Source organism: Marinobacter sp. LQ44 (assembly GCF_001447155.2).
Classification (GTDB): domain Bacteria; phylum Pseudomonadota; class Gammaproteobacteria; order Pseudomonadales; family Oleiphilaceae; genus Marinobacter.
Window position 1 is genome coordinate 4,259,422 of sequence record NZ_CP014754.1, and the last position, 12,688, is coordinate 4,272,109.

The following is a 12,688-nucleotide window of genomic DNA, read 5'->3' on the forward strand; positions in this document are numbered from 1 at the left end:
GTAAAGCGGTGTTCGTTCAATCCCGCGTTTATCACCCAGTAAAAGGTATCCCATGTCGCGCAAGCCAGCAGCCCGCCGTCAGCCGCCAAAACGCGGTAATCCGTCCCATGGTGGATCGGGCCAGACAGCGCCAGTGCCCCCTGGTGGGCGTCGCGGGGAGTTGCCAGCAGGCCAGGTTCAGAAGGGTGTCCAGTGGGTGACGGTGGACGAGGATATGGCCGGGCAGAGGGTCGATAATTTCCTTCTTGCCCGCTTGCGTGGTGTGCCGAAAAGCATTGTTTACCGAATCGTTCGCAAGGGTGAGGTGCGAGTCAACAAAGGCCGGGTGAGGCCGGATTCCCGCCTTCAGGCTGGCGACGTGGTGCGCATTCCGCCGATCGTCCAGAAGAGCAAGCAGGACTCGCCGACGCCCGGCGATCGGGTGCAGTCGGTTATGGAAGCGGCAGTGGTGTTTGAGAACGACGATATGCTGGTGGTGAACAAGCCGTCTGGCATTGCCGTTCATGGTGGCAGTGGCCTGAGTTTCGGGTTGATCGAGGTGCTCAGGTCGGCCCGGCCGCAGGCAAAATTCCTGGAGCTGGTGCACCGGTTGGACCGGGACACGTCCGGTTTGGTGATGGTGGCTAAAAAACGGTCAGCGTTGCGTTTTCTTCAGGATGAACTGCGGCACAAGCGCATTCGTAAACACTACCACGCCCTGGTAGCGGGCGCCTGGCCAGCAGGTGTCGGCCGGGTAGGTGAACCGCTCCTGCGCTATGAGATGCCGAACGGAGAACGGCGGGTAAAAGTAAGTGCCGAAGGCAAAGAATCGCTGACTCTGTTTCGCTGCCTGCAGCAATACCAGGGGTACAGTCTGGTGCAGGCGTCGCCGGTAACCGGTCGTACCCACCAGATTCGCGTGCACAGCGCGTATGCAGGCCACCCGATAGCCGGTGATGACAAATATATGGACGATGCCAGTCTCAAGGCATTTCGAGCCATCGGCGGGCAGCGGCTGATGCTTCATGCCAGGGCTCTTGAGTTCACATTGCCGGGAACTGATGAGGCAATGAGCCTCGAAGCACCGTATGATGAGCCGTTCGCCAAGGTGCTCAAAGAGCTTGAGCAACGCAGCAAGGGTAGTTATTGATGGACGTAAAGGTTGTTATTTTTGACTGGGACGGAACATTGATTGATTCCGTGGACCACATTGCAGACAGCTTGCACCAGGCTGCAACGGAGCTTGGGTATCCAGAGCTGGAGCGAGAGGCCTATCGGGACATCATTGGTCTCGGCATGATTGAGGCTTTGGAGCGCCTATACCCGGGGTTGAGTCGCGAGGAGATGATGCGGATTCGCGAGGGTTATGCAGGGTACTTTTTCCAGAAAGTGACCACGCCTCAGAATGTGTTCGAGGGAATGGCCGACATGCTGGCCGACTTGCGCGGCTCTGGCCGGAATTGTTCGGTGGCCACCGGCAAGAGCCGTCGGGGTCTGGAAGTGGCGCTCACCTCCAGCGGATTGGGTAGCCATTTCGACATTACCCGCTGCGCTGACGAAACCAAATCCAAGCCTGACCCGCTGATGCTCGAGGAAATACTGGATTTCTACGGTTATCGGCCCGAGCAGGCGGTGATGATCGGCGACACCCGTTACGATCTGGATATGGCTCGCCGTATTGGTATGCCAGCGATCGGGGTGGAGTGGGGGGTGCACAAGCGTGACGTGCTGGAACAGTATGATCCCCACGCCGTCGTCAGTTCGGTTGATGAGCTCCGGCGGGCGCTGGGGCTTTGATGTTTTCTGTGGTTAAGGAATAGCGGATGAGTGACTGGGAACCGGATAAAGAGCCGGGCTGGGGCGACAAACCTGCGGGGCCCGAGCAAAGTGCGCCGGCGCGAAAGCGAGGCTTGTTTGGCGGTAAAGAGCCGGCGTTGCCGCCGGAGTCGGGGCGCGACTGGCGACTGATCGAGAAGCTGGTGATGTCGCTTCAGGCCGAGCAGCGCCGAAGCCGTCGCTGGGGGATCTTTTTCAAGATTCTGACATTCGGCTATCTGTTCGCGTTGTTGTTCTTTATTCGATCGCCGCTGGGCGACAGCGTTGAATCCGCTGCAGGCCACCACACCGCGTTGGTGGAGGTCGCGGGGACGATTGCTGCAGACGAGCTGGCGAGCGCCGATAACCTGGTGACCTCGCTGCGCAATGCGTTTGAGGCTGAGCGCTCAAAGGCGGTGGTTTTGAGGATCAACAGTCCCGGCGGTAGCCCGGTGCAGGCGGGCTATGTCTACGATGAAATCAAGCGCCTTCGGGAAGAGTACCCAGACAAGAAGGTCTATGCGGTTATCTCTGACATCGGCGCCTCTGGAGCCTATTACATCGCGGCGGCGGCTGATGAAATCTATGCCAACCGAGCCAGTCTGGTGGGATCGATTGGTGTTATTGCCGGTGGGTTCGGGTTCAGTGAAATGCTCGACAAGATCGGGGTGGATCGTCGTCTTTATACCGCTGGAGAGAGCAAGGCTTTCCTTGACCCATTCTCGCCTGAGCGCGATGAAGATGTTGCTTTCTGGCAGAGCGTGCTGGAAAACACTCACCAGCAGTTCATCAACGCCGTGAAAGAGGGTAGGGGTGATCGCCTGGCAGACGACGAGCGGTTGTTCAGTGGTCTGGTGTGGAGTGGCGAGCAAGCCCTTGAGTTGGGTTTGGTGGATGGGTTGGGCAGTACCTCCTGGGTGGCCCGTCAGTTGGTGGGTGAGGAGAACTTGGTGGACTACAGTCGCCGTCGCTCGCCCTTCCGTGAGCTTGTGGACCAGTTGGGCGTCTCGGTCGGCGAGGGTGTCGCTACCCGGATGTTGGAATCGCGCCTCGAATTGCGTTAACTGTCTGCTATACCCCGGATTATGGTTCGGGGAGTAGCAGTGGGTTGTTGCCGAGCCGAATCAGAATCTCGTTCAGGGCAATCAGAGGCAATCCAATCAGGCTGTTGGGGTCTCGCCCTTCCAGTCTCTTGAACAGGGTTATGCCTAACCCCTCCATCTTGAAGCTGCCAGCGCAGTCATAGGGTTGCTCTCTGCGCAGGTAATTGCTGATTTCCTCCCTGGTAAGGTTGCGGAAATGTGCAATAAAGGTTTCGCAGCAATGTTCCAGAGTGCCTGTGCGGGTGTCGAGCACCGCCAGGCCGGTGAGGAAATGCACGCTTTTCCCGCTGCTCTGGCTAAGTTGTTCAAGCGCCCGCTCATAGCTGCCTGGTTTGCTTAACAGTGTGCCGTCCGGCAGGGCGGCGACCTGGTCCGAGCCGATGATGAGTTTTCCAGGGTGCTCCGGTGCAAGCGCCTGGGCTTTTTGGGTGGCCAGTCGAACCGCCAGAGCATCCGGTCGTTCGCCTTGTAGCGGCGATTCGTCGATATCTGGGCTGGCTGTCTCAAAGGGCAAGCCGAGCTGCTCGAGCAGGCGTTTGCGGTAAGGGGATGATGACGCAAGCAAAAGGCCGGGTGAGGTCATGGCTGCCTTGTAGAGATGGTGGATGGATCTGGTCAGGTTTACCGGCCCATATCGTAAAATACCCCTACACGGAGCGGAACCCCCGACAGAAAGTGGATTAAGTCTTTGACAGAGGCGGGTCGCGCCCCTAAAATTGCGCGCCTATGTCTAAAGCGCCGATCGCCGAACTGCCGAAATCCGTTGACCCTATCCGGTTGGCTGAGCAGAACAGAACACTTGAGGGGGTAATTCCGCTCAAGGGTCTCGCTCGTTTTCGGGAAGCAGTTCCTGGCTTGCAGGATGGCGGTGAATGCCATGTTAAGCTGTCCTTTTATCAGGATAGCGAGCGCCGAAGGGTTGTGTCGGGCGAACTGTCTGCGCCGGTCACACTGGAATGCCAGCGTTGCATGACAGATATGCATACGACACTGGAGTCCCGTTTTGATCTGGGGTTGGTCATCAATGATGAACAGGCCCAACGGTTGCCAAAAGCGCTGGAGCCCTTCCTGTTTGAGGATTTCAGCGCAGACTTGTGGGCCATGGTGGAAGACGAGCTATTGCTGGTATTACCACCCTTTCCTCTTCATGAGAGGGACGAATGCCCGGCAAAGGAAGACCTGGAGGCACTGGAGCCCTCAAAAGCAGCCAGTGAGCCAGAGGTAAAGAAAAGAGAAGATAACCCGTTCAGTGTGCTGGCGGGTCTCAAGACGACAAAGCATTAACGTTTTCGTAAATAGGTCAGGAGCATAACCATGGCTGTACAGCAAAATCGCAAGACCCGTTCCAAGCGTGGCATGCGCCGTTCACACGACGCACTGAGCGCCGCCGCTCTGTCTACAGATGCAACCACTGGCGAAGTTCATCGTCGTCACCACGTCTCTCCGGACGGTTTTTACCGCGGAAAGCAGGTTGTTGAGGCTCGCGACGAGTAAGATCGTCGGGACCCCCTTCTGACCCGTGACGCATGGACGAGCGGTGAGTAAACCGGTCACCATTGCTATCGACGCCATGAGCGGTGATCGTGGCGCCGAGGTGGTGGTTCATGCGTCGCTGGAAGCAGTGCGTGAAAATGAGGCCTTGAGTCTTGTTCTGGTGGGAATCCGGAGCGAGCTCGAGGCCTTGTTGATTGATGGGCACGAACGCATTCGCATTGTTGAGGCAGCGGATGTGGTGCGCATGAACGAGCGTCCTTCCCACGCCATTCGGCACAAGAAAAACTCGTCCATGGCCATTGCGCTTGGGCTGGTCCGGGACGGCGAGGCTCAGGGGTGTGTCAGTGCCGGCAATACCGGCGCCCTGATGGCATTTGGCCGGTCCATCATTCGCATGTATCCCGGTATAGAGCGGCCGGCCATTGCCAAGCTTATTCCCTCCCTCCGTGGCCGTTGCCATGTTCTGGATCTCGGGGCGAATGTCGATTCCACGGCGGAGAATCTGTATCAGTATGCGCTGATGGGTTCGCTCATGGCCTCGGCCATTTGTGCCCAGCCTGAGCCTCGTGTTGCTTTGCTTAATGTTGGCGAGGAAGAGATCAAGGGCAACGAGCAGGTTCGCCTTGCCTCCCATATGCTGGCTCAATGCGACACCATCAACTATATCGGTTATGTCGAGGGCAGTGACCTGTTTCGGGACGTGGCTGATGTAGTAGTCTGTGACGGCTTTGTCGGCAACATTGCGTTGAAAACCGGCGAAGGCGTCGCCGGATTGCTGATCGAGCTTCTTGAGCAGGCGTTTACCCGTTCGCTTTATGGTCGCTTTGTGGGCTGGTTGGCAAAACCGATTATCGGCCGCCTTCTGCAGTTAATGGATCCGTCCCGTCATAACGGTGCAAGCCTGCTAGGGCTCCAGGGTGTAGTCATTAAAAGCCATGGCAATGCCAACGAGCGCGCCATGCTGGCCGCTATTCGCCAGGCCGTTCGGGAAGTAGAGCTCGAAGTGCCACGAAGGATCAACGAAAGACTCGATGATCTGATGTTATGATGCCTTTCCCGGTCGGGTCCCGACTAAAGTAGACCCGCATTTTCAGGGTTAATCGCGGATAATTGGCCTGAATTGTACTATTGGCTAATCTCCAGTAACCCCTCAATGACGATAAGATTCCGCTTATGAAATCAGCGTTTATTTTCCCCGGACAAGGTTCTCAATCGGTCGGCATGCTTAAGGATGCTGCCGAGGCGTGGCCAATGATCAGCGAAACCTTCGATGAGGCGTCTAACGTTCTTGGCTACGATCTCTGGCATCTGTGCCAGCATGGTCCTGCTGAAGAGTTGAATCAGACCATGATTACCCAGCCGGCCCTGTTGACCGCCAGCGTTGCCCTGTGGCGCCAGTGGTGTGTATCGGATGGGCCGCGTCCTGATTTCGTCGCGGGTCATAGTCTGGGTGAGTACAGCGCACTGGTGGCAGCGGAGAGCCTCGATTTCATTGAGGCAGTCAAACTGGTTCAGCTCCGTGGCGAGCTGATGCAGGACGCTGTACCTGCCGGTGAAGGTCGCATGGCGGCGATTCTGGGGCTGGAAGACGCGGACGTTGTCGCAGCCTGTGAAGAGGCGGCCCAGGGCGAAGTGGTGGCTGCGGTGAACTTCAATGCCCCGGGGCAGGTGGTTATTGCCGGCTCCGCCGCTGCCGTTGATCGGGCTATCGAAGCCTGCAAGGGGCGGGGGGCGCGCAAGGCGATGCCGCTGCCGGTGAGCGTACCGTCCCATTGTGCCCTGATGAAAGGTGCCGCCGAACAGTTGGCCGAAGCACTGGAAGATGTCCGGTTTAACGATGCTGTCATCCCGGTGGTCCAGAATGTAAAAGCTGCTGTTGTGAAAGATGCAGACACGCTCAAGAGCAATCTTCTGAAGCAGCTATACTCTCCTGTGTTGTGGACAGACTCGATCCGCACGCTCAGTGATGAAGGAGTGACGCTTGCGGTTGAATGCGGTGCTGGTAAAGTGCTTGCCGGGTTGATTAAACGGATTGAGCGTGGTTTGCCCGTGCACGGTATTGAAGATCCCGATTCTCTGGCCGGCGCCCTGGCGGCATTCGGCCGGTCCTGATAAATGGAGTAGTTTATGTCTTTGGAAGGCAAGGTTGCGCTGGTTACCGGCGCAAGCCGTGGTATTGGGAAAGCCATTGCCCATGAGCTGGCTCGCCAGGGTGCGGAAGTCATTGGTACCGCGACCAGCGAAACCGGCGCAGAAGCCATCACCAGTGGCCTGAAAGAAGCCGGCTACCAGGGTTATGGCATCGTGATGAACGTAGCCGAACCGGAAAGCATTGAAGCGGGCCTGAAGCAGTTGACTGAGCAATCCGGTGCGCCTGCGATCCTGGTCAACAATGCCGGCATCACCCGTGATAACCTGCTGATGCGTCTGAAAGACGATGACTGGGCTGCCGTGCTGGAAACCAACCTTTCCAGTGTGTATCGCACCAGTAAGGCGGTGCTTCGCGGCATGGCCAAGGCCCGTTGGGGCCGGATTATCAACATCAGCTCGGTGGTGGCCGGTATGGGCAACCCCGGGCAGGGTAATTATTGTGCAGCCAAGGCCGGGGTGGAGGGTTTCACTCGTAGCCTGGCGAAAGAGATGTCCAACCGTGGCATTACCGCCAATTGCGTGGCGCCCGGTTTTATTGACACGGATATGACCAAAAAACTGGACGATAAGCAGCGTGAGGCTATGCTGGAAATCATACCGGCTGGCCGCCTCGGGTCACCGGAGGAGGTTGCCTCGGTGGTGGCGTTCCTGGCATCGGAAGGCGCTGCTTACGTTACCGGAGAAACCATTCATGTGAATGGCGGCATGTACATGGGTTAAGCCCGTTGCGGGCTGATGTGCAACCCCTTGTCGCACAACATGTTTGACAGAATCCCTGCTTGTTTGCAGGTAGGGTTTAAACTAAACTGGCAGCCATAGAGTTGCTTGGTTGACACATAAAGTGAGGACATTATGAGTACAGTTGAAGAGCGCGTTAAGAAGATTGTTTGTGAACAGTTGGGCGTGAAAGAGTCCGAGGTTCAGAACACATCTTCTTTTGTAGAGGATCTTGGCGCTGACTCACTGGACACTGTTGAGCTGGTTATGGCCCTGGAAGAGGAATTCGAGACTGAAATTCCTGATGAAGAGGCCGAAAAGCTGGGCACGGTTCAGGACGCGATCGACTACATCGTCGCGCACACCTGATACTCTGCTGATCAGATAGCCAGGCTAAAGCCGTCCTTTGGGGTTGATGAAGGACGGCTTTTTTATTGGTGGAACGAAAGTCTCAGTGTTTGGATGTTACACGGAATAATCAGGTGAACAGGGTTATGAGTAAACGACGGGTTGTTGTCACAGGCATGGGAATGCTGTCTCCGGTGGGGAATGACGTACAGTCGTCATGGGCGGCTATCCGGGCAGGGCGCAGCGGTATCGGACTGATTGATCGGTTTGATGCAACTGACTATGGCACCCGGATTGGAGGTGCGATCAAGGATCTTGACATTGAACCCTACCTGTCCAGCAAGGAAGCGCGCAAACTGGATGCCTTTATCCACTATGGTTTGATTGCTGCCCAGCAGGCGGTGGACGACAGTGGCCTGGAACAGTTTGGAGATCTGGACAAGGAGCGGGTTGGTATTGCCATTGGGTCCGGCATCGGTGGCCTGGAATGCATCGAGAAGAACGTGATCCAGATGGAGAAATCTGGCCCCCGTAAGGTGTCTCCGTTTTTTGTGCCCGCCTCGGTTATCAACATGATCTCCGGCAACGCTGCCATTCGCTTTGGTTACAAGGGGCCGAATATTGCCATTGTCACGGCCTGCACCACCGGCACCCATAATATTGGCTACGCTGCCCGAACCATTGCCTATGGCGATGCGGACGTGATGCTGGCCGGCGGCTCGGAAATGGCGACAACCCGCTCTGGCGTGGCGGCTTTTTCGTCTGCCCGTGCGTTGTCTACCCGCAACGATGAGCCGGAAAAAGCCAGTCGTCCCTGGGATAAGGCCCGTGACGGTTTCGTACTGAGTGACGGTGCCGGGGTGGTCGTGCTGGAGGAGCTGGAGCATGCTCGGGCTCGCGGAGCCACCATCTATGGCGAGGTGATCGGTTTTGGTATGAGCGATGATGCTCATCACATCACGGCGCCGCCCGCCACTGGCGAAGGTGCCGGCCGGTCTATGGTCAACGCCATCCGTGACGCAGGTCTGCGACCGGAGCAGGTTGACTACATCAATGCCCACGGCACCTCCACCCAGGTCGGGGATGTAGCGGAAGTGGCAGCGGTCAAGACGGTGTTTGGTGCGCACGCACACAAGCTTGCCATGAGCAGCACCAAGTCCATGACCGGCCACTTGCTGGGAGCTGCTGGCGCTGTCGAAGCCATTTTCTCGATACTGGCCGTGCGCGACGGGGTTTTGCCGCCGACCATCAATCTGGATGAGCCAGACGAGGGCTGTGATCTGGACCTGGTGCCGCATAAGAGCCGAGAGGCGGACGTCCGGATTGCTCTGTCGAATTCGTTCGGTTTTGGCGGCACCAACGGCACGCTGATTGTAAGTCGTTACGAAGACTGACCCTACCGTGTTTGATCTGTTGTGGGCTGAAGACGGTGGGGTTCCACCGGGAGACCGGGGCCTTGCCTACGGCGATGGTCTGTTCGAGACCATTGCCATCATGGGCGGTAAGGCCAGCCTGTTGGGTTATCACCTTGACCGGATGGTCCGTGATGCCGGCCGGCTTGCCATCCCGGTGGCGCGCCCGGCACTTGAGGCGGCCTGCAGCAGTGCTCTAGAGCGGTATGCCGGCCTGTACCCGTCCTCAAACTGGGTGCTCAAACTGACCCTCACCCGTGGTTCGGGTGGGCGGGGCTACCGCCCGGAGCCCCGCATGAAGCCGTCTCTCATTGTGTCCCATTCCGCCTTCCCCAGTGTTCCCGGGCCGGAAGGTGTGGTGGCCGATTTCTCCCGTGTTCCGCTGACAGTGAACCCGCTTCTGGCCGGGATCAAGTCGTTGAACCGACTTGAGCAGGTGATGGCGGCCCGTGAGCTTCAAGGGGATGTCTTTGAAGTGCTGATGAGCAATCGTGATGGCCATGTGGTGGAAGGCACCCGGACCAATCTGTTCGTGCTGTTTGACGGCGTATGGCTGACACCGCCTGCTTCAACCCTGGCGGTTGCGGGTGTGATGCGTCGTTACGTGCTTGACCGGCTGAGAATTGCCGGCCACGAATTCCGGGAAATGCCACTGACGCTCGATATGCTATTGGGTGGCTGCTGTCAGGGGCTGTGGCTCAGCAACAGTGTTGTCGGGGTGGTGCCGGTTCGCAATCTGGCCGGGCACGATTTGCCTGTTGACCAGCGACTTGCGACAATCGTCGGTTCACCGGCAAGACTGGATTGATTCGCGTGTTCAAGAAGTTACTGATCGTTGTTGTTGCTGTATTCGTGCTCGCTGCTGCCGGCGGTGGCCTGTGGGCCTGGCAGGGTTTGCAAACCCTGAAGCAACCCGTTGCGCTGGAAGAACCGGTGCTGTTTAACGTGCCAGCAGGCACAGCATTCAGCCGGGTGGCCCGCCAGTTGGAGAATGCGGGCTATGTGTCGGATGCCCTCTGGCTCAGGCTCTATGGCCGCCTCTACCCGGACAAGACCAGGATCAAGGCTGGTGACTACGAATTCTTGCCCGGAATGACACCAGTCGCCATGGTAGACGCCATGGTTGAAGGCAAGGTAAAGCTGTGGTCGGTCCAGTTTATCGAAGGCTGGACGTTCCGGGACATGCGCGCTGCGCTGGCGCGCACTGAACGGCTCAAAAAGGTCACCACTGACTGGTCTGATGAAGACGTCATGGCGGCGGTAGGTGCTGAAGACCAGCACCCGGAGGGCTGGTTTTTTCCGGACACTTACATGTTCAGCTCCAACGAGTCTGACCTGGATATTCTCAAGCGTGCCCACAATCGTATGGTGAGTGTGCTTGAGGAAGAATGGCAGAACCGGGCCGAAGGGTTGCCTTACGATACCCCTTATGAAGCTCTGATCATGGCTTCTATCGTTGAGCGGGAAACCGGTGTGCCCTGGGAGCGTGGGGAAGTGGCGGGCGTGTTTGTGCGGCGCTTGCACAAAGGTATGCGGCTGCAGACGGATCCCACAGTAATCTATGGCATGGGGGACCAGTACCAGGGCCGTATTCGCCGCAGCGATCTACAAACCTACACGCCCTATAACACCTATCGAATCAACGGTCTTCCGCCCACGCCGATTGCGCTGCCCGGGCGGGACTCTGTGCACGCCGCTTTGCATCCGGAAGAAGGCGACACCCTGTACTTTGTTGCTCGGGGCGATGGTAGCCACAAGTTCTCCCGAACCCTTGCGGAGCACCAGAAAGCGGTCAGGGAGTATCAGTTGAATCGTCGTGAAGACTATCGCTCGTTTCCGGCACCGGGAACCCTGAACAACAGCCGGGAAGAATGATGCACACCAGAGGTCGTTTCATTACCTTCGAGGGCACCGAAGGCGTTGGCAAATCCACGCAGCTGGAAAACGCTGCGAACACCCTCAAGCAGCTCGGCATCGATTTTATTGTCACCCGGGAGCCCGGTGGCACGCCTATGGCGGAAAACATTCGGGAGTTGTTGTTGTCGCCCCGGGAAGAGCCGGTTCATGAAACCACAGAATTGCTGTTGATGTTCGCGGCGAGGGCCCAGCACCTGCATAACCGGATCCTTCCGGCACTCGACAAGGGGCAGTGGGTGCTGTGCGACCGCTTCACCGATGCCACCTTTGCCTATCAGGGCGGCGGCCGGGGGGTGCCCGCCGAGCGCATCGCGTTGCTGGAAACCCTGGTGCAGGGTGACGTACGGCCGGACCACGTGATCCTGCTGGATGCACCTGTGGAAACTGGCATGGCCCGGGCCCAAAAGCGCGGAGAGCTTGATCGGTTTGAGCAGGAAGCCCAGGCTTTTTTCCAGCGCATACGGGATACCTACCTGGAGAGGGCAACGGCGATGCCGGCTACGTACCATGTGGTTAACGCGGCTTTGCCGCTGGAACAGGTATCGGCCAGTGTGTCGGCGTTGTTGACCGCCCTGGTTAGAATGACGAAGTCCGCATGATTAGCCGGAATACGGCCATAGTTGCGTCGATTTCGTGCACTTTTTGTAATGTTCTGCTTTAATTGATGTACATTCTCAGTTAACGGCCGGCAGCAGTAATGCTCAATGCAAAACTTCTCAAGCTTCCTATCGCCGCTCACCAGCATCGGCACGAACACCACCAGATTGTCATCGGGGTGAGGGGAGAGGCTGAGTTGAGTGTCGGTGGCACCGGGGCTCACCTGGATACCTGGAAAGCCTGTGTTGTGCCCACTGAGGCAAGCCACGATTACTGTGGCGATGATCAGAACCACGTTCTGGTGATCAATCTTGACCCGCTCACCCCAGCTATCAATACGCCGGCCCATGCGGATTACGAACGGATGATGCGGTTTTTCGAGAAGCCGCGCACCCTGCAGATGGACAGCCGGCTACAGGGACTGGTTCAGTTTACCGCCGGGGAATTTGACCGCGCGCCAGACAACCTCACCCTGCAGCAGCATCTGGCTTCGAGTATTCTTTACTGCATGGCGGACCGCATTGTGGACCGTCAGGTCCAGTCTTCCAGCCGGGCAAGCATCAGCCCTGAGGCGATCCGACGTTATATCCTGGCCAACCTGCATCGAAAAATCACTGTTGAGGAAATGGCCAGTGAGGCGTGCCTCAGTGTCAGTCGATTCCATGAGGTTTTTCGGGAGGTGGCGGGCATAACCCCTCATCAGTTTCTGCTGCAGACCCGCCTTGAGCAGGCCGCTAACCTGCTCGCTTCATCGTCTCTCTCGGTGTCGGAAATAAGCTACCGAACCGGGTTCTCCTCCCAGAGTGCCTTGACCAATGCGTTGCGCAAATACAAGGGCACAACACCCTCCAGATTGCAGATTAATGAAAGTGTTGCCTGAACTGGGCGGTAAATTCGGTAGTCCCGTAGGATTATGCAAAAGAATCGTAGGATTTTGTAAGCTGTAGGTCCGTAGTAATACTAACTTAATGCATCTGTAGAATCGCACTTTTTGCTCGGCAATCCTGGTCGTAAAGGTGTGAATAATAACTATAGTGAAGGAGTGGCTGTGCGGGGGCTTGCCTCGCTCCAATTCGGATGGATTTTGGGTAAACAAGAACAACGGCCAGTCAACCTACAGTGATGTGGTACCTGTGCCTTAAGAGCGGACTCAGT

15 protein-coding genes are annotated in these 12,688 nt (G+C 57.4%); 14 read left to right on the top strand and 1 reads right to left on the bottom strand.

Annotated elements, in window-relative coordinates:
- The first annotated feature begins 52 nt into the window (after positions 1-52).
- From rluC to ASQ50_RS19510, 3 genes are read left to right on the top strand one after another with little or no spacing between them, the layout of a single operon-like run.
- Positions 53-1,129 (top strand): 23S rRNA pseudouridine(955/2504/2580) synthase RluC, encoded by a 1,077-nt coding sequence (gene rluC / locus ASQ50_RS19500; protein WP_058090411.1) that lies wholly within the window; start codon positions 53-55, stop codon positions 1,127-1,129.
- Entirely contained in the window at positions 1,129-1,776 is a 648-nt protein-coding gene (locus tag ASQ50_RS19505; protein WP_058090412.1) for an HAD family hydrolase, read from the top strand. Before rluC ends, ASQ50_RS19505 begins: the two co-directional genes overlap by 1 nt.
- A 26-nt stretch (positions 1,777-1,802) precedes the next feature.
- Positions 1,803-2,858 carry a S49 family peptidase gene (locus ASQ50_RS19510; RefSeq protein WP_058090413.1) on the top strand — a complete coding sequence of 352 codons (1,056 nt, stop codon included), beginning with the start codon at positions 1,803-1,805 and terminating at the stop codon, positions 2,856-2,858.
- Positions 2,859-2,877: 19 nt separating this feature from the next.
- On the opposite strand, the gene ASQ50_RS19515 is transcribed toward ASQ50_RS19510, so the two are convergent.
- Entirely contained in the window at positions 2,878-3,480 is a 603-nt protein-coding gene (locus ASQ50_RS19515) for a Maf family protein (RefSeq protein ID WP_058090414.1), read from the bottom strand.
- A gap of 143 nt (positions 3,481-3,623) precedes the next feature.
- Here ASQ50_RS19515 and ASQ50_RS19520 point away from each other — a divergent pair, with 143 nt between their 5' ends.
- The 11 genes from ASQ50_RS19520 (at position 3,624) to ASQ50_RS19570 (ending at position 12,413) form a co-directional block, all read left to right on the top strand.
- The gene (locus ASQ50_RS19520) at positions 3,624-4,181 is read left to right on the top strand and encodes a YceD family protein (RefSeq protein ID WP_058090415.1); all 558 of its coding nucleotides are present in this window, start codon (positions 3,624-3,626) and stop codon (positions 4,179-4,181) included.
- Positions 4,182-4,211: 30 nt separating this feature from the next.
- A complete protein-coding gene (rpmF, locus tag ASQ50_RS19525; protein ID WP_011785345.1) occupies positions 4,212-4,391 on the top strand; it encodes a 50S ribosomal protein L32 in 180 nt (59 codons plus the stop codon).
- Positions 4,392-4,434: 43 nt separating this feature from the next.
- Entirely contained in the window at positions 4,435-5,439 is a 1,005-nt protein-coding gene (plsX, locus tag ASQ50_RS19530; protein ID WP_216646179.1) for a phosphate acyltransferase PlsX, read from the top strand.
- A gap of 125 nt (positions 5,440-5,564) precedes the next feature.
- Positions 5,565-6,503, top strand: a complete 939-nt coding sequence (gene fabD / locus ASQ50_RS19535; RefSeq protein WP_058090416.1) for an ACP S-malonyltransferase — start codon at positions 5,565-5,567, stop codon at positions 6,501-6,503.
- Positions 6,504-6,518: 15 nt separating this feature from the next.
- Positions 6,519-7,262 (top strand): 3-oxoacyl-ACP reductase FabG, encoded by a 744-nt coding sequence (gene fabG / locus ASQ50_RS19540; protein ID WP_058090417.1) that lies wholly within the window; start codon positions 6,519-6,521, stop codon positions 7,260-7,262.
- Between the two features lie 132 nt (positions 7,263-7,394).
- A complete protein-coding gene (acpP, locus tag ASQ50_RS19545) occupies positions 7,395-7,628 on the top strand; it encodes an acyl carrier protein (RefSeq protein ID WP_008938713.1) in 234 nt (77 codons plus the stop codon).
- A gap of 125 nt (positions 7,629-7,753) precedes the next feature.
- The gene (gene fabF, locus ASQ50_RS19550) at positions 7,754-9,001 is read left to right on the top strand and encodes a beta-ketoacyl-ACP synthase II (protein WP_058090418.1); all 1,248 of its coding nucleotides are present in this window, start codon (positions 7,754-7,756) and stop codon (positions 8,999-9,001) included.
- A gap of 7 nt (positions 9,002-9,008) precedes the next feature.
- Complete coding sequence (pabC, locus tag ASQ50_RS19555; protein ID WP_058090419.1) at positions 9,009-9,827, top strand: aminodeoxychorismate lyase; 819 nt, start codon at positions 9,009-9,011, stop codon at positions 9,825-9,827.
- 5 nt (positions 9,828-9,832) lie between these two features.
- Positions 9,833-10,894, top strand: a complete 1,062-nt coding sequence (gene mltG / locus ASQ50_RS19560; protein ID WP_058090439.1) for an endolytic transglycosylase MltG — start codon at positions 9,833-9,835, stop codon at positions 10,892-10,894.
- Complete coding sequence (gene tmk, locus ASQ50_RS19565) at positions 10,894-11,535, top strand: dTMP kinase (RefSeq protein ID WP_058090420.1); 642 nt, start codon at positions 10,894-10,896, stop codon at positions 11,533-11,535. Before mltG ends, tmk begins: the two co-directional genes overlap by 1 nt.
- 98 nt (positions 11,536-11,633) lie before the next feature.
- Positions 11,634-12,413, top strand: a complete 780-nt coding sequence (locus ASQ50_RS19570) for an AraC family transcriptional regulator (protein WP_058090421.1) — start codon at positions 11,634-11,636, stop codon at positions 12,411-12,413.
- Positions 12,414-12,688: the final 275 nt, after the last annotated feature.

Bases quoted from the DNA above. Each gene is read 5' to 3' on its own strand.
- rluC (WP_058090411.1), top strand. From the start codon at position 53: ATGTCGCGCAAGCCAGCAGCCCGCCGTCAGCCGCCAAAACGCGGTAAT.
- ASQ50_RS19505 (WP_058090412.1), top strand. From the start codon at position 1,129: ATGGACGTAAAGGTTGTTATTTTTGACTGGGACGGAACATTGATTGAT.
- ASQ50_RS19510 (WP_058090413.1), top strand. From the start codon at position 1,803: ATGAGTGACTGGGAACCGGATAAAGAGCCGGGCTGGGGCGACAAACCT.
- ASQ50_RS19515 (WP_058090414.1), bottom strand. From the start codon at position 3,480: ATGACCTCACCCGGCCTTTTGCTTGCGTCATCATCCCCTTACCGCAAA.
- ASQ50_RS19520 (WP_058090415.1), top strand. From the start codon at position 3,624: ATGTCTAAAGCGCCGATCGCCGAACTGCCGAAATCCGTTGACCCTATC.
- rpmF (WP_011785345.1), top strand. From the start codon at position 4,212: ATGGCTGTACAGCAAAATCGCAAGACCCGTTCCAAGCGTGGCATGCGC.
- fabD (WP_058090416.1), top strand. From the start codon at position 5,565: ATGAAATCAGCGTTTATTTTCCCCGGACAAGGTTCTCAATCGGTCGGC.
- fabG (WP_058090417.1), top strand. From the start codon at position 6,519: ATGTCTTTGGAAGGCAAGGTTGCGCTGGTTACCGGCGCAAGCCGTGGT.
- acpP (WP_008938713.1), top strand. From the start codon at position 7,395: ATGAGTACAGTTGAAGAGCGCGTTAAGAAGATTGTTTGTGAACAGTTG.
- fabF (WP_058090418.1), top strand. From the start codon at position 7,754: ATGAGTAAACGACGGGTTGTTGTCACAGGCATGGGAATGCTGTCTCCG.
- tmk (WP_058090420.1), top strand. From the start codon at position 10,894: ATGCACACCAGAGGTCGTTTCATTACCTTCGAGGGCACCGAAGGCGTT.
- ASQ50_RS19570 (WP_058090421.1), top strand. From the start codon at position 11,634: ATGCTCAATGCAAAACTTCTCAAGCTTCCTATCGCCGCTCACCAGCAT.